This is a genomic window from Nonomuraea sp. NPDC050310 (assembly GCF_040655795.1).
Classification (GTDB): Bacteria; Actinomycetota; Actinomycetes; order Streptosporangiales; family Streptosporangiaceae; genus Nonomuraea.
Genome location: NZ_JBFAKP010000009.1, coordinates 75,003 through 98,558 on the forward strand (window position 1 = coordinate 75,003; position 23,556 = coordinate 98,558).

21 protein-coding genes are annotated in these 23,556 nt (G+C 73.9%); 10 read left to right on the top strand and 11 right to left on the bottom strand.

All coding sequences use genetic code 11. The features are described 5' to 3' along the window. Positions 1-26: 26 nt before the first annotated feature. Both AB0I67_RS22100 and AB0I67_RS22105 read right to left on the bottom strand, forming a co-directional pair. On the bottom strand, positions 27-1,022 hold the full coding sequence (locus AB0I67_RS22100; RefSeq protein WP_357926492.1) for a methionine synthase: 996 nt from the start codon (positions 1,020-1,022) through the stop codon (positions 27-29). A gap of 9 nt (positions 1,023-1,031) precedes the next feature. After that, the gene (locus AB0I67_RS22105) at positions 1,032-3,878 is read right to left on the bottom strand and encodes a histidine kinase (protein ID WP_357926494.1); all 2,847 of its coding nucleotides are present in this window, start codon (positions 3,876-3,878) and stop codon (positions 1,032-1,034) included. Positions 3,879-3,903: 25 nt separating this feature from the next. Between AB0I67_RS22105 and AB0I67_RS22110 the strand changes: the two genes are divergently transcribed. Next, positions 3,904-4,539 (top strand): MBL fold metallo-hydrolase, encoded by a 636-nt coding sequence (locus tag AB0I67_RS22110; protein WP_357926497.1) that lies wholly within the window; start codon positions 3,904-3,906, stop codon positions 4,537-4,539. Here the strand turns inward: AB0I67_RS22110 and mnmA are convergent. Further along, on the bottom strand, positions 4,526-5,584 hold the full coding sequence (gene mnmA, locus AB0I67_RS22115) for a tRNA 2-thiouridine(34) synthase MnmA (protein ID WP_357926499.1): 1,059 nt from the start codon (positions 5,582-5,584) through the stop codon (positions 4,526-4,528). The genes AB0I67_RS22110 and mnmA overlap by 14 nt on opposite strands. A 22-nt stretch (positions 5,585-5,606) precedes the next feature. Between mnmA and AB0I67_RS22120 the strand changes: the two genes are divergently transcribed. Next, the gene (locus tag AB0I67_RS22120; RefSeq protein ID WP_357926501.1) at positions 5,607-6,662 is read left to right on the top strand and encodes a DUF695 domain-containing protein; all 1,056 of its coding nucleotides are present in this window, start codon (positions 5,607-5,609) and stop codon (positions 6,660-6,662) included. 36 nt (positions 6,663-6,698) lie between these two features. Here AB0I67_RS22120 and AB0I67_RS22125 read toward each other — a convergent pair whose 3' ends face one another. Beyond that, positions 6,699-7,853 carry a cysteine desulfurase family protein gene (locus AB0I67_RS22125; protein ID WP_357926504.1) on the bottom strand — a complete coding sequence of 385 codons (1,155 nt, stop codon included), beginning with the start codon at positions 7,851-7,853 and terminating at the stop codon, positions 6,699-6,701. Positions 7,854-7,906: 53 nt separating this feature from the next. Here AB0I67_RS22125 and AB0I67_RS22130 point away from each other — a divergent pair, with 53 nt between their 5' ends. From AB0I67_RS22130 to AB0I67_RS22160, 7 genes are read left to right on the top strand one after another with little or no spacing between them, the layout of a single operon-like run. Continuing rightward, complete coding sequence (locus AB0I67_RS22130) at positions 7,907-8,413, top strand: TetR/AcrR family transcriptional regulator (RefSeq protein WP_357926507.1); 507 nt, start codon at positions 7,907-7,909, stop codon at positions 8,411-8,413. A 37-nt stretch (positions 8,414-8,450) separates the two neighbouring features. Further along, entirely contained in the window at positions 8,451-9,647 is a 1,197-nt protein-coding gene (locus AB0I67_RS22135; protein ID WP_357926510.1) for an MFS transporter, read from the top strand. 58 nt (positions 9,648-9,705) lie between these two features. Continuing rightward, positions 9,706-10,281 carry a biotin transporter BioY gene (locus tag AB0I67_RS22140; RefSeq protein ID WP_357926512.1) on the top strand — a complete coding sequence of 192 codons (576 nt, stop codon included), beginning with the start codon at positions 9,706-9,708 and terminating at the stop codon, positions 10,279-10,281. After that, positions 10,281-11,753 carry an AMP-binding protein gene (locus AB0I67_RS22145; RefSeq protein WP_357926515.1) on the top strand — a complete coding sequence of 491 codons (1,473 nt, stop codon included), beginning with the start codon at positions 10,281-10,283 and terminating at the stop codon, positions 11,751-11,753. The genes AB0I67_RS22140 and AB0I67_RS22145 overlap by 1 nt, the downstream gene beginning before the upstream one ends. Beyond that, a complete protein-coding gene (locus AB0I67_RS22150; RefSeq protein ID WP_357926517.1) occupies positions 11,750-12,883 on the top strand; it encodes a thiolase family protein in 1,134 nt (377 codons plus the stop codon). Before AB0I67_RS22145 ends, AB0I67_RS22150 begins: the two co-directional genes overlap by 4 nt. Continuing rightward, positions 12,884-13,558: an ABC transporter ATP-binding protein gene (locus AB0I67_RS22155; protein WP_357926519.1), complete on the top strand. Its 675-nt coding sequence runs from the start codon at positions 12,884-12,886 to the stop codon at positions 13,556-13,558. Beyond that, positions 13,555-14,148, top strand: a complete 594-nt coding sequence (locus tag AB0I67_RS22160; protein WP_357926521.1) for an energy-coupling factor transporter transmembrane protein EcfT — start codon at positions 13,555-13,557, stop codon at positions 14,146-14,148. Before AB0I67_RS22155 ends, AB0I67_RS22160 begins: the two co-directional genes overlap by 4 nt. Here the strand turns inward: AB0I67_RS22160 and AB0I67_RS22165 are convergent. Further along, a complete protein-coding gene (locus tag AB0I67_RS22165) occupies positions 14,145-14,423 on the bottom strand; it encodes a DUF1905 domain-containing protein (RefSeq protein WP_357926524.1) in 279 nt (92 codons plus the stop codon). The two genes, AB0I67_RS22160 and AB0I67_RS22165, sit on opposite strands and share 4 nt — an antisense overlap. A 142-nt stretch (positions 14,424-14,565) precedes the next feature. Here AB0I67_RS22165 and AB0I67_RS22170 point away from each other — a divergent pair, with 142 nt between their 5' ends. Beyond that, positions 14,566-15,627 (top strand): serine hydrolase domain-containing protein, encoded by a 1,062-nt coding sequence (locus AB0I67_RS22170; RefSeq protein WP_357926526.1) that lies wholly within the window; start codon positions 14,566-14,568, stop codon positions 15,625-15,627. A 52-nt stretch (positions 15,628-15,679) separates the two neighbouring features. Here the strand turns inward: AB0I67_RS22170 and AB0I67_RS22175 are convergent, their stop codons facing one another. The 6 genes from AB0I67_RS22175 to AB0I67_RS22200 all read right to left on the bottom strand — a co-directional run bounded on the left by AB0I67_RS22175 (position 15,680) and on the right by AB0I67_RS22200 (position 23,537). Beyond that, a complete protein-coding gene (locus tag AB0I67_RS22175; RefSeq protein WP_357926528.1) occupies positions 15,680-16,633 on the bottom strand; it encodes an electron transfer flavoprotein subunit alpha/FixB family protein in 954 nt (317 codons plus the stop codon). A gap of 19 nt (positions 16,634-16,652) precedes the next feature. Then, a complete protein-coding gene (locus AB0I67_RS22180) occupies positions 16,653-17,432 on the bottom strand; it encodes an electron transfer flavoprotein subunit beta/FixA family protein (RefSeq protein WP_357926530.1) in 780 nt (259 codons plus the stop codon). 221 nt (positions 17,433-17,653) lie between these two features. Further along, the gene (locus tag AB0I67_RS22185; protein WP_357926534.1) at positions 17,654-18,865 is read right to left on the bottom strand and encodes a serine/threonine-protein kinase; all 1,212 of its coding nucleotides are present in this window, start codon (positions 18,863-18,865) and stop codon (positions 17,654-17,656) included. An 18-nt stretch (positions 18,866-18,883) separates the two neighbouring features. Continuing rightward, positions 18,884-20,716 (bottom strand): serine/threonine-protein kinase, encoded by a 1,833-nt coding sequence (locus AB0I67_RS22190; RefSeq protein ID WP_357926536.1) that lies wholly within the window; start codon positions 20,714-20,716, stop codon positions 18,884-18,886. Further along, positions 20,717-22,900, bottom strand: coding sequence for a protein kinase (locus tag AB0I67_RS22195; protein ID WP_357926539.1), 2,184 nt, complete (start codon positions 22,898-22,900; stop codon positions 20,717-20,719). It abuts the gene before it with no gap. A gap of 124 nt (positions 22,901-23,024) precedes the next feature. After that, a complete protein-coding gene (locus AB0I67_RS22200; RefSeq protein WP_357926541.1) occupies positions 23,025-23,537 on the bottom strand; it encodes a YbaK/EbsC family protein in 513 nt (170 codons plus the stop codon). Positions 23,538-23,556: the final 19 nt, after the last annotated feature.

The following is a 23,556-nucleotide window of genomic DNA, read 5'->3' on the forward strand; positions in this document are numbered from 1 at the left end:
CCAATCCCCCGGCCACGACCACGGCTTTAACCTCCGTGCTGCCCGCTGAGCTCGGCGGCCGGGTCGTCCACCAGCACCTTGGCCGCCGCCCGGACGGCCTCCAGGGCCTTGCGCGCGTACGCCGGGGAGGCTCCGGCCAGCCCGCAGGACGGGGTGAGGACGACCTGGGAGGCCACCTGCGCGGGATCGAAGCCGAGCCGCCGCCACAGCTCCAGCGCCGGCCGGGCGATGGCCGCGGGGCCGGGGAGCCGGGTGTCGGTGCCGGGCACCACGCCGAGGAAGAGCGTCAGACCGGCCTCGACCGCCTCGCCGAGCGCCTCCTCGTCGCGCCGCCGCAGGAGCGTCAGGTCCAGGGAGATGCCGCGCGCGCCTGCCGTACGCAGCAGATCGACCGGGACCTCGGGCGCGCAGCAGTGCACGAGCGGCGCGTCGAAGGACTGCAGCGCCTGGGTGGCCGCCCACGGCTCGACCGCGGCCAGCCGTCCGAAACCGGAGGCGGTGGGCACGGTGCCGGCCAGCACGCCGGGCAGCGAGGGCTCGTCGAGCTGGAGCACGATCTCGGTCACCCCGGGCAGCCGCCGCCGGACCGTGGCGACGTGCTCGCTCACGCCCTGGGCCAGGGAGGCCACCAGGTCGCGTACGGCTCCCGCGTCGGCGAGGATCTTGTCGCCGTGCGGCAGCTCGATCGCGGCGGCCAGCGTCCAGGGGCCGGCGACCTGGAGTTTCAGCGGCCCCTCGTAGGCGTGGCCGACCTCCTCCAGCCCGTCGAGGTCGCGGGCGAGGTGGTCGGCGGCCCGCCGGTGGTCGCGTCCGGGGCGGCCGGTCAGCCGCCAGCCGGACGGCTGCACTTCCGCCGGCAGGTCCACCAGCAGGGCGGCGGTGCGGCCGATCAGGTCCGCGCCGACGCCGCGGGCGGGCAGTTCGGGCAGGTACGGCAGGCCGGGCGCCTCGCCGAAGACGACCCGGGCCGCCTCCAGGTGGTCGGTGCCGGGATGCGAGCCCACGCCGGTGGAAGAGAACATGCCCCCAGCCTAGAGCGGCCCCGCCGCGGAACCCGCCTCCGCCTGCAACGCCCCGGACCCCGGCCCACCCGCCGAGCCGGCCTCCACGCCGGCCTCCGCGCCGGACTCCGCGCCGGCCTCCGCGCCGGCCTCCGCGCCGGACTCCGCCTGGAGGGGGAGGAAAGCCGCTACCGACGTGCCGCCGCCGGGCCGGGCGGCGACGTGGCAGGTCCCGCCCACCTCGGCCGCCCGCTCGTGCATCGAGGTGAGCCCCACCCCGGCCGTCACGCCCTCCGCCAGCCCGATCCCGTCGTCGAGCACCTCCACCCGCAACGCCGCCCCCTCCCGCAGCACCCGCGCGCAGGCCCACCCGGCCCGGGCGTGCCGCCGCACGTTGGTCAGCGCCTCCAGCACGATCCGGTAGGCCGCCAGCTCCACCGGCGGCGGGATCGCCCCCGGCTCCACCTCCAGCTCCACCCGGACCCCGGGCAACGAGGCCGCCTCCCGCAGCGCCCCGGCCAGCCCGAGGTCGTCCAGGACGGCCGGCCGCAGCCCGGCGACCAGCTCGCGCACCGACACGACGGTCGTGCCCAGGTCGGCGTCCACCCGGGCGAGCAGGCCGGCCGCCTGGTCCGGGTCGCGGCGCGCCGCGTCGAGGGTGAGGATGACGCCGGTCAGCACCGGCCCGAGCCCGTCGTGCAGCTCGCGGGCCAGCCGGCGGCGTTCCTGCTCGCGGGTGGCCCGGATGCGCTCGCGCGAGCGCCGGAGGTCCTCGGCCAGCCGTACCGCGTGGGCCAGCTCGGCCAGGTGCCTGGCCAGCACCTGGAGCTGCTGGCCGTACTGCCGGGGTCCGGACAGCAGCAGGCGGCCGACCGGCTCGCCGTGCCAGGACAGCTCGACCGTGCGCGGCCGGTCGCCCAGCGCGCCGTCGACGAACAGCTCGCCGTCCACCTCGACGCCCGCGCCGCGCGCGCCGAGCGCCCAGCGCAGCACCGCGGTCGCGCTGGCCAGTGCCTCGGCGGGGTCGCCCGCCTCCTGGACGGTACGGCTGAGCCGGTCCACGGCCCGGTAGGGGTCGCGCTCGACGTCCATGAGGCGGTCCACCGACCCTTGCAGGCGGAGCCGTACCGGGTGGAAGAGCACGGCCACCGCCATCGCCGCGACCAGCCCGGCCAGCGGCCCGAAGCCCTCGGCGAGCTGGTTGCCGGCCCAGATGAGCACCAGGTAGCCGAATCCGAGCAGCGCGGCCAGCGTGACGTAGACGAGGGTCCGGTTGACCACGATGCGGATCCCGTAGAACCCGCGCCGGAGGACGGCGGCGACGATCGCCAGCGGGATGCCGCCGCTGAGCGTCATCTGGACGGCGACCACGGCCGGGTGGTCCATGTCCTCGCCGAGCGGCAGGCGCAGGATCCACCAGGCCATGTACACCGCCATCGAGCCGATGTACCAGGCGATCTGCCGCTGCACCCGGGTGCCGGCGGAGCGGTAGCGGAAGATCAGGGAGACGACGGAGAGCGTGAAGACCGGGACCATGACCCAGCCGATGTACGTCTCGACCAGCCACGGCAGCTCGCCGAGCGCCTCGATGCCGAGCGGGTTGTCCAGCGGGAGCCCGATCTCCGGCTCCGGATCGGGCATCACCGCCATCAGCGTGGAGTGCCCGACGAACAGCACGGTCACCGCCACCACCAGCGGCCGCCACCGGCGGCTGGGCAGCCGGGCGTCGGGGAAGAACAGCGGGAGATAGCCGGACATGATGCTGAGCGGCACCATCCACAGCCAGATCGACACCCAGGCGGCCGGGACGAAGAGCGGGTTGCCCGGGTCGACCTTGTAGAGCCAGTGCGCCAGCAGGTGGCAGTACTCGTACAGCGCCCAGGACACGCCGGTGCCCCAGAGCAGCCAGGGCACCAGCAGCCGCGGCCGGTAGTGGATCAGGAAGGCGCCGGCCAGCGGGTAGAGCATCCCGATCGGGTCGATCGGCTGCAGCCAGCCGGAGTAGTCGCTGTCCGCCGCCAGCCAGACCGACGCCAGCACGGCCGCCGGCGACAGCACCCCGCCGGCCCAGGCGAGCGTCACCACCAGCCGGCGGCGCGGCGACACCGGCCGCCAGGGCTCGGGGTCGACCCGGTGCGCGGGCCGGCGCTCGTCCTCCAGCCCAGGGGTGCTCGCGTGCAGCCCGTAGACCAGGTCGCGCACCTCGGCGACGGCCTCGGCGAGCCGCTCGCGCGCCCGGGCCAGGCCGTCGGCCCCCGGCGTGTTCCTGAGCTGCTCGCGCAGCGAGACGAGGGTCGCGCCCAGGCCGTCGCGCAGCACGCTCATCAGCCGGGCGCGTTCCTCCTCGCGGGTGGCCAGGAGCCGTTCGCGGGCCTGCCGCAGGTCCCCGGTGAGCTGTACGGCATGCGCCACCTCGGCGAGGTGGCGGGCGAGCATCTCCATCAGCGCCGGGTCGGGCGACTCGGCGGAGACCACCAGCCGGCCGACCGGGCGGCCATGCCAGACCAGGGCCGTCTCGAAGCGCTCGGCGCCGAGTTCGCCGTCGGTGAGCGTGGTCGTCCCGGCGACCTCCACGGCCACGCCGCCGGCCCGGAGCGCCTGCCGTACGGTGGAGGCGCCGGTGGCCAGGGCCTCGCCGGGGTCGCCGGCCCGCTGCACGCCCTGGGCCAGCCGGTCGACGAGCCGGTAGGGGTCGCGTTCGACCCGCAGGAGGCGGTCGGCGAGGTCCTGCAGCCGCAGCCGGAGCGGGTGGAAGATCGCCCCGGCGACCAGCGCGGCGAGCAGGCCGTCCACCGAGAGCGCGCCGAGCCCGAAGTAGACCGCGGCGATCACCACGCTGAGCACAGCGAACGCGACAAGCCTCGCTAACTTCTCCATATGTGGCGGGATTATCCTCGGGAAGGTGAAGCTCACCAAGTTCAGCCACGCCTGCGTCCGCCTCGAGAAGGACGGCAAGGTCCTGGTCATCGACCCGGGCACGCTCAGCGAGGCCGCCGCGCTCGACGGCGCCGACGTAGTCCTGATCACCCACAGTCACTTCGACCACGCAGACCGGGAGAAGCTGCTCACCCTTCCGGCCACCGCCGAGGTCTACACCTGCGCGGGAGTGGCGGCCGAGGCCGCCGCCGACCTGGCCGCCCGCGTCCACACCGTACGGCACGGCGACGCCTTCGACGCCGCGGGCTTCGGCGTACGGGTGTTCGGCGAGTGGCACGCCGCCAACCACCCCGACGTGCCGGCCGTGGACAACGTCGGCTTCCTGGTGGAGGAGGAGGTCTTCTACCCCGGCGACGCCTTCACCGTGCCCGAGGCGAGCGTCGGCACGCTGCTGGCGCCGACCGGAGCGCCCTGGCTGCGGCTGGCCGAGACCATCGGCTACCTGCGTGAGGTGAAGCCGGCCCGGGCCTACTCCACCCACGACGCGCTCTACAACGACACGGGTCTCGGGCTGGTGGACAACTGGCTGAGGATGGAGGCCGAGCGGCAGGGCACCGACATCCGCCGCCTGGCCACCGGCGAGTCGGTCACGCTGAGCTAGCGATGGTGGCCGAGCCGACCACCACGTCGCCGCTGTAGAGGACGGCCGCCTGCCCGGCGGCCACTCCCCTGGCCGGCGAGTCGAGCTCGATGACCAGTTCGTCGCCGCCGTCGACGACGCGGCAGCCGTACACCTCGCCGTGGGCCCGCAACTGCACGCTGAGCCCCTCGCGGATCTCCGGGCCGTTCCAGATCGGGCGGGTCGCGGTGATGGTGGTGACCTCCAGCGACGAGCGCGGCCCCACGGTCACGGTGTTGGAGACCGGCTCGATGGACAGCACGTAGCGGGGACGGCCGTCGGCGGCGGGCCGGTTGAGGTGGAGACCCTTGCGCTGGCCGACGGTGTAGGCGTAGGCGCCCTCGTGCTTGCCGAGGACGGTGCCGTCCTCGTCGACGATTGCGCCCTCGGCGCTGCCGAGCCGCTCGGCCAGGAAGCCGCGGGTGTCGCCGTCGGCGATGAAGCAGATGTCGTGGCTGTCCGGCTTGTCGGCCACGGTCAGGCCGCGCCGGGCGGCCTCCTCGCGCACCTCGGCCTTGGTGGAGTCGCCGAGCGGGAAGATGGCGTGGGCCAGTTGCTCGCGGGTGAGCACGCCGAGCACGTAGGACTGGTCCTTGGCCTGGTCGGGGCTCCGGCTGAGCACGCCGTCGGCCAGCCTGGCGTGATGGCCGGTGGCGACCGCGTCGAAGCCCAGGGCCAGCGCCCGGTCGAGCACGGCCTCGAACTTGATCTTCTCGTTGCAGCGCAGGCACGGGTTGGGCGTGCGGCCCGCGGCGTACTCGGCGACGAAGTCCTCGATCACGTCGCGCTGGAAGCGCTCGGCCATGTCCCAGATGTAGAACGGGATGCCGATGACGTCGGCGGCCCGGCGGGCGTCGCGCGAGTCCTCGATCGTGCAACAGCCCCGGGCGCCGGTGCGGTGTGATTGCGGATTGGCCGACAACGCCAGATGCACACCGGTGACGTCGTGGCCCGCCTCGGCGATCCTGGCGGCGGCCACGGCGGAGTCGACGCCGCCCGACATGGCGGCAAGCACGCGAAGCCTCATAACCCCACTAGGCTACTTCGGTATGCGACTGTTCGGGCGCAAGGACGATGAGGGGCAGGAGCCCGAGGGCCTGTCCGGTGAGCGCATCGCGGAGTTCTGGGTGACCTGGGACCAGCTCAGGCCCCAGCTCGACACCCTGCTCGCCGCGGGCGACACCCAGGGGGCCACCGAGCTGCTGGCGCCCGCCGTGGCGGCGCTCGACCCGGGGCTGGTAGCCGAGATCGGGCCGGGACGCAACGCGGTGCAGTCCCTGGTGATCACCGCCGCGGGCGATCCGGAGCTGCGCTCGCTGGCGCACCGCTGGGCCGCCTCCGCGCCGCAGGGCGACTTCATGTGGGAGTTCTTCCCCTCGCGGCAGGCCAACCCGCGGGTGATGGAACTCACCGTCGAGGTGGGCGGCGCCGACTTCGCCTTCGACCAGCTCATGTTCGGGCTGCGGGTGCCGCACGGCACGCCGCGGGTGGACATCTCGGCCTACCACCCGCTCTTCGCCGACCTCGACGCCGACGCCCGGATGGAGGCCACCCTGCTGGCCCTCGACTGGCTGCTCGGCGAGGACGAGGTGGCCCGGTGGGTGGGCGAGATCACCCCGGCCACCTTCCAGCCGATCGACGCCGTCGCCGCGGTGCACCTGCCCGCGGTGGTGGCGGACGTGGCCGGCGAGTGGGCCGAGGAGCAGTGGGTGATGTTGGAGGGGCAGGCCGCCGGCGGGGCGGCGCTGGTCGCCACCGCCCGCTATCCGCTGCGGCCGGTCGACCACCCGCTCTTCGACCAGCACATCGAGATCACCCTGCCGTACACGCACCGCGACGAGAAGGGGCTGCCGGCCGGGGCCTCCGAGCGGGCGCTGCGCGAGTTCGACGACAAGCTCGCCAAGCAGCTCGCCAAGGGCGGCGACGCCGTGCTGGCCGCGCACGTGAGCGCGGACGGGCTGCGGGTGGCGCACCTGTACGCCGACCCCGCCGGGGGTGCGGCCGAGCTGGCGCGGGAGCTGGCGGGGCGGTGGAAGGAAGGCGGCGCCAAGGTGGAGGTCGACCACGACCCGGGCTGGATCGCGGTCTCCCCGTTCCTGAGCTGAACCCGCCGCTTCCGAACTGAACCCGCGGGACGGCGGCTAGCTGATGCCCGCGCGGCGGGCACGTTCGACGACCGCGGGCAGCACCTCGATCAGCCGGTCCACGTCCGCCTGCGTCGAGGTGTGGCCCAGGCTGAAGCGCAACGATCCCCGGGCCCGCAACGAGTCCGCCCCCATCGCGAGCAGCACGTGCGACGGCTGCGCCACCCCCGCCGAGCAGGCCGAGCCGGTCGAGCACTCCACGCCCTTGGCGTCGAGCAGCATCAGCAGCGCGTCCCCCTCGCAGCCGGGGAAGGAGAAGTGCGCGTTGCCGGGCAGCCGGTTGTCGGGGTCGCCGTTCAGGACGACGCCGGGGACGGCCTGCCGTACGCGGGTGATCAGGTCGTCGCGCAGCGCGGTGAGCTGGGCGAACTGCTCCTCCTGAGTGCGCACGGCCACCCGGACGGCGGCGGCGAGCCCGGCGATGGCCGGGGTGTCGAGGGTGCCCGAGCGCACGTCGCGCTCCTGGCCGCCGCCGTGGATGACCGGCAGCGGGGTGAGCTTGCGCGACAGCAGCAACGCGCCGACGCCGAGCGGCCCGCCGATCTTGTGGCCGGTGAGGGTGAGCGCGTCGGCGCCGGAGCGGGCGAAGTCGACCGGGAGCTGGCCGAGCGCCTGGACGGCGTCGGTGTGGAACGGGATGCCGTGATCGTGGGCGATGGCGCCCAGCACGTGGACCGGCTGGATCGTGCCGACCTCGTTGTTGGCCCACATGACGCTGACCATCGCCACGCTGCCGGGGTCGCGTTCGATGGCGGCGCGCAGCGTGTCGGGATGCACCCGGCCCTGCTCGTCGACGTCGAGCAGTTCCAGGTCGGCGCCCTGGTGGTCGGCCAGCCAGCGGGCCGGGTCGAGGACGGCGTGGTGCTCGACCGAGCTGATGAGGACGCGCCGGCGCGGGGCTCGTGCCCAGAACAGGCCCTTCACGGCCAGATTGTCGGCCTCGGTGCCGCCGCCGGTGAAGACGACCTCGCTCGGCCGGGCGCCCAGCGCCTCGGCGATGCTCTCGCGCGACTCCTCGACCACGCGGCGGGCATGCCGGCCGGCCGCGTGCAGGGAGGAGGCGTTGCCGACCTGGCCGAGCTGCTCGGTCATCGCCTCGATCGCCTCGGGCAACATCGGCGTGGTCGCCGCGTGATCAAGGTATGCGGTCACCGGATCAGCGTATCTCGTTTGCTACTGTACCGTCCGGACGGTACAGTAGAGATATGCGTAGAGACGAGTTGCTGGATGCCGCGGAGGCCCTCCTCTGCGACCAGGGCTCGGACGCGCTGACCCTGGCCGCCGTCGCCGACCGCGCCGGCGTGAGCAAGGGCGGCCTGCTCTACCACTTCAAAACCAAAGAAGCCCTGATCAAGGCGATGGCCGAGCGGCTGATCGACGATTTCGACCAGCTCATGGCGGCGCAGCCCGGTGACACCTACACCCAGCGCTACCTGGCCGCCACCATGGCCGCGATCCGCACCGGCCGGCTGCGACGCTGGGCCGTGGTCACCGGCGCCTCGGGCAACCTCTACCTGCTCGCGCCGCTGCGCGAGGCCATGGCCCGCTGGCACTGCGAGGGCCTGGAGTCCGAGCCCGACCCGATCACCGCGCAGGTGGTCCGGCTGGCCTGCGAGGGGCTCTGGGACGTCGCCTCGCACGACCCGGCGATGTATCCGGAGCCCGAGCTCGTGGCGCTGGAGCAGCGCCTGCTCGGCCTGCTCGCTTCGTAAAAACCTTCCTTTCGCAAGACACCTCTAGGAGTTCGTGATGACGCGCGCCCTGAGGACCGCCCGCTATGGGGCGATCCTCACCTTTGTCCTGGCCGGCTTGATGGTGGGCACGATGACCGTGCGCATCCCCGCGATGACCGACAAGCTCGGCCTGTCGGACTCGGCGGTGGGCGGGATCCTGCTCGCCTGGGGCCTGGGCGCGCTGATCACCATGCAGTCCATGCGCGGGATCATGGCCCGCGCCGGGAGCAAGGCGGTCCTGCGCGTCGGCGGTCCGCTGACCGCGCTGGCCATGCTCGGCCTCGCCTTCGCCCCCAACCTGCCGATCCTGATCGCCGCCGCGGCCGTCTTCGGCATGGCCTTCGGCATCGTCGACGTGGCCATGAACGCGCAGGGCTCCACGGTCGAGCAGGCGTACGGCAGGCCGCTGATGAACGGCATGCACGCCGGCTGGTGCGTCGGCGCGATGGCGGCCGGCCTGATCGGCTCGCTCTCCATCGCCCTCGGCCTGTCGATGACCGCCAACCTGGCGATCGTCGCGCTGGTCTCGCTCCCGCTCATCGTGCTGATCGGCCGCACCTACCTGCCCGGCAAGCCCACCGCCGCCGAGGCGGGCGAGCGGGCCGCCCGGCGCCGCATGCCGCCGGTCGTCTACCTGCTCGGCGTGATCATGTTCTTCGCCTTCATGGTCGAGGGCACCGTCGCCGACTGGAACGGCCTGTTCATGCGCGACACCCTCGGCGCCCCCGAGGCCGTCGCCGCGCTGGGCTATCCGGTCTTCGAGGCCGGCATGCTGCTGGCCCGGGTCACCGGCGACCGGCTGCGCACCCGCTTCGGCGTCAAGGGCCTGATGACCGTGTCCGGCCTGGCCACGGCGGCGTTCTTCACCCTGGTGCTCACCGCGGGCACCCCGCTCGTCGCGGTCTCGGCGATGTTCTTCGTCGGCATGGGCGTGGCGACCATCGCCCCGATGACGTTGTCCCTGGCCGGCAACGCCACCGACAACCCCGGCCCGGCCATCGCCCAGGCGGGCGCCATGGGCTACTCCGGGCTGCTGCTCGGCCCGGTCGTCATCGGCTTCCTGTCCGACGCCACCTCGCTGCACACCGCGCTCGGCCTGGCCGTCGTGCTCGGCCTCGCGATCGCCGTGCTGGCCCGGTTCCTGCCGCGCCCGCGGCTGCTCGCCCGGCCGACCCGGCCCCGCGAGCAAGAGGAACTGGCCAGAGCGGCGTGAGCAAGTTTGTCGGATACCTCCACCACCTTCCGGCCTCGCCTAGGGTGCAATCGGATCCGTGACTGAGAAGCAGAACACCCTCGGAGCGGCGACCCTGGCCAGGGTCGCCGCTTTCGCCGCGCTCATCGCCGCCCTCGGGTTGCCCGGCTCGCTGAACCTCTTCGGCAACGCCGTGCCCCTCACCTTCCAGACGCTCGGCGTCATGCTGGCCGGCGCGATCCTCGGCAGCCGCCGGGGCGCGCTGGCCGTTCTGGTCCTGGTCCTGCTGGTCGCGGCCGGCCTGCCGTTGCTGGCCGGCGGGCGGGGCGGGCTCGGCGTCTTCGCCGGGCCCTCCGTGGGCTTCCTGCTCGGCTGGATCCCCGGCGCCTTCGTCACCGGCTGGATCGTCGAACGCGGCGGGAAGGCGCCCGGGATCGCGCGGTTGATCCTGGCCTGTGCCGCGGGCGGGATCGGGGTCGTCTACCTGTTCGGCGTCCCGGCCCAGGCGCTCGTCGCCGGGCTGCCGCTGGGCAAGGCCGCGCTGCTCAGCTCCGCCTTCCTGCCCGGCGACCTGCTCAAGGCCGTGGTCGCCGCCTTCGTGGCCCACGGCGTACGGCGCGCATACCCGGCGGCGGCGCCGGGCAGGGACCGCTGATGCCCGTCGCCCCGCAGGTCCTCCGGCACGCCGCGGCCCGGCCCCACGCGCTCGCCCTGCGCGGGCCGTCGGGGTCGCTCAGCTACGGCGAGCTGGCGGCGCGGGTCCAGGGCGCCGCCCGCACGCTGCTGGCGACGCGGGACCGGCGCGGCTCCCTGGGCGGGTCGAAGGTGCTGGCGGTGACGCTGGCCGACCCGGTCGAGGTGCTGGTGGCGGCGCTGGCCGCGGACCTGGCCGGGGTGACCCCGCTGCTGTGCGACCCGTCGTGGGACGCCGCGCGGCGGGAGCGGATCCTGGAGGCCGTCCCGGTGGACGGCCGGCTCGACGCCCCGCTCGCCGAGACCCCCGGCGCGCCGATCGTCCCCCGCCCGGCCCCGGACGACCGGGTCTGGGCCTGCTTCAGCTCGGGCAGCACCGGCCGCCCCCGTGCCGTCGTCCGCACGCGGGCCTCGTGGGCCGGGTCCTTCCCGCACGTGGACCGCCTGGCCGGGGTGACCTCCGCCGACACCGTCCTGGTCCCCGGGCCCCTGGTCTCCAGCCTGTTCGGCTTCGCCGCCGTGCACGCCCTCGCCGCCGGGGCGGCCGCCCTGGTACCCGGCCGCTGGCAGCCCGCCGCGCTCGCCGGGCACCTGCGTGAGGCCACCGTGGCGCACCTCGTCCCGCACGCGCTGCCCGCGCTCCTGGAGGCCATGCCGGGCGGCCCGCTCCGTACCGTGCTGGTCGGCGGGGCCTCCCTGCCGGCCGGCAGCCGGGCCGCCGCCGAACGCGCCGGGCTGCGGGTGCTCGCCTACTACGGGGCCACCGAGCTGTCCTTCGTCGCGGTCGACGTCGACGGGACCGGGCTGCGGGCCTTTCCCGAGGTGGACATCGAGGTGCGGGGGCGACCGCTGGGCGAGGTGTGGGCGCGTTCGCCGTGGTTGTCGGAGGGTTACCTGGCCGACGGGGCGGGGCCGCTGCGGGTGGACGAGCGCGGCTGGATGTCCGTCGGCGACGTCGCCGAGCCGTACGACGGGCCGGACGACGGGCCGGCGGACAGCCGGGCGGACAGCGGGGCGGGCGACCGCGCGGACGACGGAGCGGAGAGCGGGGCGGGCGGCCGCGCGGACGGCCGGGCGGGCGGCGGGGTGTTGCGGGTGCGGGGGCGGGGGGACGGCGCGATCCAGACCGGCGGCGCGACCGTGGTGCCCGAGGACGTCGAGGCGGTCCTGCGCGAGGCGCCCGGCGTGCGCGACGTGGTCGTGGTCGGCTCGCCGCACCCGGTGCTGGGCTCCGTGGTCACCGCCGTGGTCGAAGGCCGGCCCGCACGGGACGAGCTGGAGGCCGTCGCCCGCGCCGGGCTCGACCCGGCCCAGCGGCCCCGCCTCTGGTACGCCATGCCCGCCCTCCCCCGCACCCCGGCGGGCAAGCCGGCCCGGGGCCAGGTGAGCGCGCTGGCCGCCACCGGCGACCCGGCGTTGCGGAAGCTGGCATGACCCGGCCCGTCGTCCTGGCGGCCCGGCGCACGCCCATCGGGACCGCCGGGCACGCCTACCGCGACCTCGACGCCCACCACCTGGCCGCCCCCGTGCTGCGCGTGCTCGCCGAGGAGTGCGCGCCCTACGGCCTGCCGGTGGACGACGTGATCCTGGGCAACTGCATGGGCCCGGGCGGAAACCTCGCCCGCGTCTCCGCCCTGGCCGCCGGCCTCGGCGAGGAGGTGCCGGGGGCCACGGTCGACCGGCAGTGCGGCAGCGGCCTGGCCGCGATCCTCCAGGCCGGGCAGGCGATCCGGGCCGGTGAGGCCGGGCTGGTGCTGGCCGGCGGGGTGGAGAGCGCCTCCACAGCCCCCGCCCGGTTCCGCCGCGGCTCGGACACGCCCTACCCACGGGCCCCGTTCGCGCCGGAGGGCTTCCCCGACCCGGACATGGGCCCGGCCGCCGAGGCACTCGCCCAGGCACGCGGGATCAGCCGCGAGCGCCAGGACGACTACGCCCGCCACAGTCACGAGCGCGCGCTGGCCACCGACTTCACCGCCGAGCTCGTCCCGCTCCACCCGCATCCGCGCGGGAACGGCGAGCCGCTGCTGAGTCGCGACCAGCGGCCGCGCGTGCTGCGTGCCGCGTCGCTGGCCAGGTTGCCGGGGGCGTTCGTGCCCGGCGGGACGGTGACGGCCGGCAACTCCTCGCCGATCAGCGACGGAGCCGCGGCCGTGGCCATGGTCCCCGAGACGGCGCGCGCCGGGCGGCCCGGGCTGGCGCTGCTCGCGGGGGCCGTGGTCGGCTGCGACCCGGCGCTGCCCGGCTGGGGCCCGGTGCCTGCCGTACGGCGGCTGCTGGACCGGACCGGCCTCGGCGTCGCCGACCTCGCCGCGGTCGAGATCGTGGAGGCCTTCGCCGCCCAGGTGCTGGCCGTGACCGACGCCCTGGAGCTCGACCCCGGCCGGGTCTGCACCGGCGGCGGCGCCCTGGCGCTGGGCCACCCGTGGGGAGCCAGCGGCGCGGTCGCCGTCACCAGGTTGTTCAGCCGCCTTGTACGCTCGGGGGCTGCGCCGGGCACGCTGGGCCTGGCCACGGCTGCGGTGGGCGGCGGCATGGGGATCGCCGCGCTGTTCGAGGTGGTGTGAGTGATCGAGCTGAGCGAGGTCCGGGTACGGCTCGGCGAGCGCGAGGTGCTCAAGGGAGTCACCGCCACGCTCACCGAGCGCCGCATCGGCGTCGTCGGCGCGAACGGCTCCGGCAAGAGCACCCTCGCCCGGCTGGTCAACGGCCTGGCCCTGCCCACCTCGGGCCGGGTCACCGTCCTGGGCGAGGACACCGCCAAGGCCGCCGCCAAGATCCGGCGCCGCGTCGGTTTCGTCTTCGCCGATCCGGACGCGCAGATCGTCATGCCCACCGTCGCCGAGGACGTCGCCTTCTCCCTGCGCCGCGCCAAGCTGCCCGCCGCCGAGCTCGACCGCCGGGTGCGGGCGGTGCTGGCGGAGTACGGGCTGGCCGGTCACGCCGAGCATCCCGCGCACCACCTCTCCGGCGGCCAGAAGCAGCTCCTCGCGCTGTGCTCGGTGCTGGTCCTCGAACCGGACATCCTGGTCATGGACGAGCCGACCACCCTGCTCGACCTGCGGCACTCGCGCAGGATCGCCCAGGTGTTGCGGGAGTTGCCGCAGCAGCTCCTCGTGGTCAGCCACGACCTGCCGCTGCTGGAGGACTTCGACCGGGTGCTGGTGCTCGACGACGGCCGGATCGTCGCCGACGACGAGCCGCGCACCGCCCTGAAGCGCTACCGCGAGCTGATGACATGACCGCCGTTGCCGCCGCCGGCTCCACCGGCACCGTGGTGCACCGGCTGCCGGTCTGGGCCAAGCTGCTCGGCCTGACCGTCGGCTGCGCGGTCATCCTCGTGCACCCGCTCGCGGGCTTGGCCGTGGTCGTGGCCTGCTACGCCCTGGCCCGGCAGGGGCCGCGGGCGGCGTGGGCGCAGGTGCGTCCGCTGCGCTGGTTCGCGCTGGTGCTGTTCGGCACGCAGGTCCTGATCGCCGACCTGCCCACCGCGCTCACCTCGGTCTCGCGGATCGTGCTGGCCGTCCTGCTGGCCGGGCTGGTCACGCTGACCACCAGCACCTCGGCGCTGCTGGCCGGGCTGGAGCGGCTGTTCGGGCCGCTGCGCCGGCTGGGGGTGGACCCCTTCCGGCTCTCCCTGGTGCTGTCCCTGACGCTGCGGAGCGTGCCGATCATCGCCGACCTGGCCGCCCGGGTCCGCGAGGCGCAGCGGGCCCGTGGGGTGCGCTGGGACGTGCGGGCCTTCGCGGTGCCCCTGGTCGTCGGCGTGCTGCGGTACGCCGACCTGCTCGGCGAGGCCCTCACCGCGCGCGGCCTCGACGACCCCGCCTAGGCGAGGCGCTCGGACAGGTGCACCGTGACGGTGTCGCCCTCCTCCTTGCCGATCCGCCGGCGCAGGTCCGCCTTGACCGGAAGCTTGTGCGTGCCGTCCCCGAGGGCCATGAAGGAGCTCTCGAACGGCTCCCCGTCGATGGTCCCCCGGATCTTGACCAGTCCCCTGGTGCCGAAGAACTCGGCCGACCCCGGCATCTTCACGTAGGTCCAGCCGCCCTTCGCCTCGCTCTTGAGCAGGGGTGCGGTGAAGTCCTTGTCCAGTGGCGTGCTCATTCGAGGCCCTCCAGTTCGTTGCCGTCGCAGGGGAAGACCCGGGCCCGGGCGGAAACTCATCGCTCACCCTGTGGTTTTCCCCAGCAGGAGTGGGCGGCGCACCGCATTCTGCCGCGAACCGCCGCTCCCTAGCGTGGTCCCCATGATGAACACCCTGATGAACGCCCTGGTGGCGGCGGCTGTGGCGATGACCGGGCCGGGCGGCGGCCTCAGCGCCGACCTCCAGCGGATCGTGGACGCCAAGGGCGCCACCGCCGCCCTGGCCCGGGTCTCGGACGGCGGGCGGACGTGGACCGGCACGGCCGGGGTGCGCGATCTCGACCGGGGCGGGCGCCCGGCCCCGAACGGGCACTTCCGCATCGGCAGCGTCACCAAGACCTTCGTCGCGACCGTGCTGCTCCAGCTCGTGGACGAGGGCGAGGTCGGCCTCGACGACCCGATCGAGCGCCACCTGCCCGGCCTGGTGCCCGGTGGCGCGGAGATCAGCGTGCGCGAGCTGCTCAACCACACCAGCCGGCTGTACGACTACATGAGCGAGCCGGGGTACTCGACCAACCGCTGGCGTGGGGCCGAGCGCTTCCGCTCCTACCAGCCTCGGGAGCTGCTCAAGGTGGCCTTCGCCAAGAAGCTGCCCGACGACGGCAAGTGGCACTACTCCAACACCAACTACGTCGTGCTCGGACTGCTGATCGAGAAGCTGACCGGCCGGCCGTACGGGGAGGAGGTCTCGCGGCGGATCCTGCGGCCGCTGGGGCTGCGCCACACGCTGGTGCCGGGCGACCGGCCGGGCCTGCCCGCGCCACATGCCAAGGGGTACGAGCCGCTGCCCGACCTGGTGGACGCCACGCGGATGAACCCCTCCCTCGACTGGGCGGCCGGCGAGATGATCTCGACCACGGCCGACCTCGACCGGTTCATGGGCGCGTTGCTGGGCGGCAAGCTGATCAGCGCGGAGTCGCTGCGGGCGATGCGGACGACCGTCGAGACCGGCGCGGGCTTCGGCTACGGGCTCGGCCTGCAGGCCTACGCCCTGCCCTGCGGGACGGTCTGGGGGCACAGCGGCGAGCTGATCGGCTACCTGACCTTCGCCTTCCGCGCCGACTCGGGCCGGTCGCTGACCCTGTCGATCAACCCGTCGACGCGCAACCCCTCGACCGCCGAGGTCATGGGGCTGGCGGTCGAGGTCTTCTGCCCGAAGGGCTGACGACGCCGCGAGGCCCGGAGGCGGCGTGCCTCCGGGCCTCGCGGGCGTCGTGCTACTTGCGCTTGCCGACCTCGTCGGTGAGCTGCGGCACGATCTGGTGGAGGTCGCCCACCACGCCGTAGTCGGCCAGCTCGAAGATCGGAGCCTCGGGGTCCTTGTTGATCGCCACGATGGTCTTGGCGGTCTGCATGCCGGCCCGGTGCTGGATGGCGCCGGAGATGCCGGCCGCGATGTAGAGCTGCGGCGAGACGGTCTTGCCGGTCTGGCCGACCTGGAACTGGTGCGGGTACCAGCCGGCGTCGGTGGCCGCGCGGGAGGCGCCGACGGCCGCGCCGAGCGCGTCGGCCAGGCCCTCGATGACCGAGAAGTTCTCGGCCGAGCCGACACCGCGCCCGCCGGAGACGACGATGGCCGCCTCGGTGAGCTCGGGGCGGGCGCCCTTCTCCTGCTTGACCCGGTCGACGATGCGGGCGGCGCGGGCGCCGTCCGACAGCGCGACGGTGACCTGTTCCTCCGCACCGGCGCCTGCGGCGGCGACGGGCTGGGTGGAGTTGGGGCGGACCGCGACGATCGGGGTGCCCTTGGTCACGCGCGAGTGCACGTTGACGCCGCCACCGAAGATCGACTGGTCGGCGACGAAGCCCTCGCCGAGGCCGACGGCGTCGGTGATGACGCCGGACTCGGTCTTGACCGCCAGGCGACCGGCGATCTCCTTGCCCTCGGCCGTGGCCGCGACCAGCACGGCGGCCGGGGCGGCGGAGCCGACGAGCTGAGCCAGCAGCTCGGCCTTCGGCGCGACGACGAAGTCGACGATCTCGGCGGAGTCGGCGACGTAGATCTTGTCCGCGCCGTACTCCTTCAGCCGCGCGGAGGCGGTGGCGGAGAAGCCGGGACCGGCCCAGACGGCGGCGGGCGTGCCGAGCGAGCGGGCCAGGGTCAGCAGCTCGAGGGTGACCTTCTTGACCTCGCCGTCGACGTGCTCAACGAGTACGAGAATTTCCGACATTGACAGCAAACCCCCGTTCTCAGATGAACTTCTTCGACGCGAGGAAGTCGGCCAGCTTGGCGCCGCCGTCGCCCTCGTCCTTGACGATCGTGCCCGCGGCCCGCGGCGGGGCGGCGGCGAAGTCGACGACCTCGGACCAGGCCGCGGACAGGCCGACCTGCGAGGCGTCGATGCCGGCGTCGGCGACCGAGAGGGTCTCGACCGGCTTCTTCTTGGCCGCCATGATGCCCTTGAAGGACGGGTAGCGCGGCTCGTTGATCTTCTCGACCACGGAGACGACGGCGGGCAGCGTGGCCTCGACCTTGTCGTAGCCGTAGTCGGTGAGGCGCTGGATGGCGATGCCGCCCTTGCCGATCTCGACCTTGTTGGCCAGCGTGAGCTGGGGCACGCCGAGGCGCTCGGCGAGCATCGCGGCCAGCATGCCGGTGCGCGCGTCGGTGGACTCGGAGCCGAGGATCACCAGGTCGAAACCGATCCGGCCGAGCGCCTGCGCCATGGCGTAGGAGGTGCCCACCGCGTCGGAGCCGTGCAGCGCGTCGTCGCTGAGGTGCACGGCCTTGTCGGCGCCCATGGCCAGGGCCTTGCGGATGGTCTCGGTGGCCTTGCCGGGGCCCATGGTGAGGACGGTGACCTCACCGCCATGGGCTTCCTTGAGCTTGAGGGCCTCTTCGACCGCGTACTCGTCAAGCTCGTTCACCACGCCGTCGGCGGCGTCGCGGTCGAGCGTCTTGTCATCCGACCGGAGCTTGCGCTCGGTCGCCGTGTCGGGGACCTGCTTCACGCAGACGACGATGTTCATGGCCGGTAGCCGACCTCCCGTTATCGCATGCTCGGAATGTGCCCTAGTGCTGCACCACAGACTGCCAGGTCTCCCCGGGGGCCCGTGACAGGGGGTGGCCCGGAGGCCACGCCCGTTATGTTACCCATGGGTAGCTTCACCGCAAACCGGCAGGTCGTACGGCAGGCAGCCCGCTAGAACAATATTCTACGCGCTCGGTGGCGAAACACCCGCCACCACCCTCACGCGCTCAGCAGGAAGACGACCGCCACGACCAGCGCGGTGATCGCGAACAGCCCCAGCGTGAGCGGGCTGAACACGCTGCTCATCACCAGCCACAACGCCCCGGTCCCGAAGATCCCGGCCAGGTCCACCACGATCCTGCCCCGCTTCAGCGCGCTGCGCGAGGCCAGCGCCACCCCGGCGTCGACCAGCACGACCAGCGAGTAGGCCGAGATCAGGAAGAGCGAGGCCTCCGGAAGCGGCGCACGGGCCGCCGCGGCCAGCAGCGAGACGAACAGGCCCGAGCCGATCACCCAGCGCCGGCGCACCTTCTCGCGGTGCCGCTCGCGGGTCTCCTCGATGGAGCGGGGCCGGGCCTTCTTCTCCGGCCGCCACTCGGTGGTCGCCAGCTCGTCGAGCTCGCGGTGCACGGCCACGGGCGGCTCCGCCGTACCGACCAGGACGGGGGCGTCGGCACCGAGCCGGGCGCAGATCTGCGCCGCGGTCGGCCGGGCCGCCGGGTCGCGGCGCAGGCACTCCAGGAGCAGGGGCTCCAGCCACTCGGGCGTGCCCTCCAGGTCGGGCTCGTGGTGCACCACGCGGTAGGCCACGGCCGACAGCGGGCCGTCGCCGTACGGGTGGCGGCCGGTGGCGGCGTAGGCGAGCGTCGCCCCGAAGGAGAAGACGTCGGCGGCCGGACCGGCGGGCCGGCCCTCGATCACCTCGGGGGCCAGGTAGCCGGGGGTGCCGATCACCGCGCCGGGCGCGGTCGCGGCCAGGGAGTCGAAGGCCCGGGCGATGCCGAAGTCGATCACCACCGGATCGCCCTCGGAGATCACCACGTTGGCCGGCTTGAGGTCGCGGTGCACGACCCCCGCCTCGTGCATCGCCAGCAACGCCTCGGCCAGCCCCTTGGCCAGCCGCGGCAGGTCGGGCATCGGGAGCGTGACCGCCGACAGCGGGCGGCCCTGCACGTACCTGGTCACCAGGTACGGCTCGGCGGAGTCGAGCGAGGCGTCCAGCACCTCCGCCACGTGCGGCCCCCGCACCAGCCGCATCGTCTCGACCTCGCGGGCGAGCCTGGCCAGCGCCGAGGGGTCGCCGGCGACCTGCGGATGCAGCAGTTTGATCGCCACGGTCCGGCCCTCGGGGTCGAGCGCCAGATGCACCTGTCCGAAGCCGCCGGCCCCCAGCTCGGACAGCAGCCGGTAGGGGCCCAAGGTCTCCCGCATACCCCTCCTCCTGCCCCGTCAGGACCAGGGTGAAAGGAACCCGAGGCCTAGATTTCGCAGCAGATCGTCGAGCAGGCCCGTGATCAGGCCCATCGTGCTCTCCCGCGCGCTGCGGGTCAGCTCGCGGATGACCGTCTCAGGTGCCCGCCACGGCTCCCAGGACGGCTCCTGGCCCATCGCGAACATCACCACCATCACCGCCGCCGTGCCGGCCAGCACCGCCGCGACGAGCGCCGCGCCCGGGCTGCGCAGCACCGAGGTGAGCGAGCGGGTCACCGCCTTGCGCGGCGCCCCTGAGCCGGGCAGCACGAACAACCCGGCGGTGAACGCCCCGGCGGCGTAGGCCACCGACTGGTTCACGTCGAAGCCGCCGCCCCATTTGGCGATGCCGTAGACGCAGAAGCCGCCGAGCACCGCGAGCAGCGAGTGCGCCACGGTCACGCCCACCGCCTTGACCAGCGCCCACGGGGTGCCGACGATGACGAGCAGCGGGTCGGCCGCGCTGCCGCCGCCACGGAGCTGGCGGCGCTGGACCAGGTCGCCGAAGAGGTACTCGCCCATCCGCAGCACCAGCGCGAGCGCCAGCGCGGTGACGCCGAAGGTCACCGGCATCATGACGGTCAGCCCGATCAGCACGGCCAGCAGCAGCCCGCCGACGAGCTGGCTGCCGACGAGGTACTTCTTGCGCTCGCGCGGCGGGGTGTAGGCCGGCGGCGTGTAGGGCCGCGGCGCGGCCTGCGGCGCCGGATACCCGGCCACCCGCTGGTCGGCATAGGGCGGCGGGGCCGACCTCGCCACCGCCGGGGCGGGCACGTAGGGCGGCGGTTTGTCCTGCCGGGCCGCCTTGTCCTGCCGCGACTGCTTGACCGGCTTCTGCGGGCGCGGCTGGGCGGGCGCGCGGCCGTACTCGACCGGCGGCAACACGTCGGAGTAGGTCGGCTTGACCGGCTTGCCGGACTTGGCGCCCCTGCCGGGCTCGGCCGGCGCACTGGGCAGCACCTTGGTGCCCGACCGCGGCGGCGGCGCCTCGTTGAAGGTGGTGACCCGCGGGTCGAGCGCCCGCGCCATGCGCAGCAGCTCCTGCGCGCCCGGCCGGTCGTCGACGTCGACCGCCAGCGCCCGGCTGAGCCAGCCGCGCAGCCACACCGGCGCCTTGTCGATCTGCGGGCGCCCTTCCATGATGTTGTAACAGACCACCTCGAAGGCGCCCGTGCCGAACGGCGGCACCCCCGTGGCGGCGAAGAAGACGGTGGAGGCCAGCGCGTGCACGTCGGCCTTCTGGGTGATCTCGGCATCCCGGATGATCTCCGGGGCCAGGTAGCCCGGCGTCCCGACGAACATCCCGGTCTGGGTGAGCCTGGTGGCGTTGACCAGGTGCGCGATGCCGAAGTCGATGACCAGCGGCTCGCCGTTGACCAGCATGACGTTGGACGGCTTGAAGTCGCGGTGGATGACGTCGGCCGCGTGGATCGCCACGAGCGCCTGGCACAGCCCCTGCGCCAGGCGGATCAGCTCGCGGGCCTCCAGCGGCCCGTCGGCCAGGACGGTGTCCTCCAGCGTGCGCCCGGGGGCGAATCTGGTCACCACGTACGGCTGGCCGCCCACCAGCTCGGCGTCGAGCACGGAGGCCACGAACGGGCTGCGCACGCGGCGCATCGTCTCGACCTCGCGGATCAACCGGTCCCTGGCCTTCAGGTCGGCGGCCACGTGCGGATGCAGCACCTTGATGGCGACTTCCCTGCCGGCCTCGTCGAGACCGAGGTGGACAACGCCCATGCCACCTTCGCCGATCTTCCTGACCAGACGGTACGGACCTAGCCGTTCGGGTGCTTGGGTGTTGCCTGTGCTCATCTAGCCGTCATCTCCCCCTCTGAGCCCATCGAGCTTCCCAGTGATGAGATCCACGTTGACCGGGTTCCAGTTCGCCTCTCGACCGGAATTTTTATCCGCCGTGCCGTACGCCAGCCACAACGAGCCGGCCGCGACGGCGGCCAGGACGCCCGCGAGCACCATGGCCACCTGCCTCGAGGGTACGAGGGAGGCGAGCGTTCTGCGCATCTGGCGGCTCGGGCCCTCGACGCCGGGTCCGGCGCAGACGGTCCAGAGCGCCACCGCGACGCCCCAGGCCAGGGCGTTCGCCGAGTCCATCTTGAGCACCACGGTGAGCAGGAGGGTGACCGGGAGCCCGAGGATGGCCGCGTAGAGGGTGAGCGCCAGGGTGACGCCCAGCGACTTGAGCAGCGCCTGGGGGTGGGCGAACACGCGCAGCACGTCGAGCGCCGCGCTGCCGCCGCCGCGCCGGCCGGCGAGCTGGGCCTGGGCCAGGTCGGCCGCGCGCAGCAGCACCGCGACCGGGATGGCCACGGCCGCCACGATCACCGGGGCGAGCGCGGCGAGCACGATCATGATGATCAGCATCATCGCGCCGGTCACCGCGTAGGCACGGGAGTACTGCAGCGCGTTGCCCGGGCGGACCGACGGGATGTACGGCTCGCGCTTGGTGGGGGGTTCCGGCGGATAGGGGGTCTGGGGCTGGGCCGCGTAGGGCGAGGGCGGCCTGCCGTACTCGGGCAGGTCGGTGCGGACGCGCCGGGTGGGGACGTCGTAGCCGGGCATGGGCGCGGCCTGCTGCGGCCAGCCCTGCTGGTGCTCCTCGCGGACCTGGCGCATCTCCTCGGGGCTGACCCTGCGGGTGGGGAAGGGGTCGCCGGCGCCCGGCCCGGTCTGCTGGCGGCCCGGCTGGTGCGGCGCCTGCGGCGGGTAGGGCTGGGCCTGCCCGGGAGCCTGCTGCAGCCCGGACGGGTGCTGACCACCCGGCCCCGTGGCGTGCTGACCACCCGGACCGGTCGCCTGGTGACCGCTCGGACCGGTCGGCTGGTGACCTCCCGGACCCGTGGGCTGGTGACCACCCGGCCCGGTGGGCTGGTGACCTCCGGGGCCGGTGGGCTGGTGGCCGCCCGGGCCTGTCCCCTGGTGGCTGCCGGGGAGCGGGCCGCCGGGGTGCTGGACGGGCGGGTAGGGGCCGGAGGACTGCTGGACGGGCTGGTGGGGGCCGCCCGGATGCTGGAGCGGCTGGTGCGGGCCGGACGGGTGCGGCGCGGGCTGGCCGGCGTGCGGCTGGCCCTGCCCGGGCAGCAGCGAGACGTACGGCCCGCCCGACGGCGCGGGCGGCATCGGCGGCGCCTCGGTGATCCGGCGGTCGGCCCGCGGCACAGTCGACACCTCGTCCGGCACGCCGGGCTGGCGCGGCATCAGCAACGCGGTCTGCTCGGCCAGCTCGGCGGCCTTGGGCCGCTTGGCCGGGTTGCGCTGGAAAGCCGCCTTGAGCAGCGGCTGGAGCTGGGACGGCGCGGCACTCACATCGGCCTTGCCGGCGGTGATGTTGTAGAAGATCATCTCCAGCGTGCCCTTGCCGAAGGGCGGCTGGCCGGTGGCCGCGAACAGCAGCGTGCCGGCCCAGGCGTGCACGTCCACCTCGGGACCCGCCTCGTGTCCCTCGATGATCTCGGGCGCGAGGTACTGGGGGGTGCCGATGAACATGCCGGTCTGGGTGAGCCGGGTGGCGTCGACCGCCTGGGCGATGCCGAAGTCGATGAGCACCGGCTGCCCGTCGAGCAGCAGCACGTTGCCGGGCTTGAGGTCACGGTGGATGACGCCGACGGCGTGCACGGAGGAGAGCGCCGAGGCCACGCCGTGCGCCAGGCGGATGAGCGCGGGCAGGTCGAGGGGGCCGTCCTCCTTGACGATCTCGTCGAGCGGGCGGCCGGGGACGTAGCGGGTCACGATGTACGGGCGGTGCCCGGTCACGTCGGCGTCGAGCACCTCGGCGATGAACTTGCTGCGCGCGCGCCGCATCGTCTCGACCTCACGCGACAGACGCCGCCGCGCGACGTCGTCGCCGGCCACCTCCGAGCGCAGGACCTTGACGGCCACCTGCCGGCCCTGCGAGTCGACGGCGAGGTGGACCACACCCATGCCGCCTTCGCCGAGCCGCCTGAGCAGGCGGTACGGGCCTAGTCGGTCGTCCTGATTCATGGCATGAAGCACCATACCGGCTTAAACCTCACCCAGAGATGAACCATGAGGTCACATTCCCACTTGCTTAACGTTCGGGTCGGCACCGTCGGTTTCCCAATCGACGGTCTCACATTGGTCACGGTCAGCTCGCCAAGGTCAAGACCTCTGCTCCCGGCAGCCCCGCCAGTGTCGCGCCCGGCACCGACAGTTTCGAGTGGCGCACGCCGCTGCCGATCACCAGGCCGGGATGGGCCGCCACCGCCGAGTCCACCAGGATCGGCCAGCCCTCGGGCAGTCCCAGCGGGGTGATCCCGCCGTACTCCATGCCGGTCAGCTCGACCGCCTCGCTCATCGGGGCGAAGCTGGCCTTACGCGCGTCCAGCCGCTTGCGGACCACGCCGTTGACGTCGATGCGCATCGAGCCGAGCACCATGCAGGCCGCGTACATCGTCTGGCCACCCCGCTTGGCGGCCACCACCACGCAGTTGGCGCCGTCCTCCATCCGCACCCCGTAGTGCTCGCAGAAGGCGGCGGTGTCGGCGAGCCCCGGGTCGATCTCCGCCACCCGGACGCCGTCGAGATCCAGCACCGCCTTGGCCACCGGCTCGGCGAGCAGGTCGAGCCGGTCCGCGGCCGGCGTCCACACCAGCGACATCGTGTCCCCTTTCCCGTCG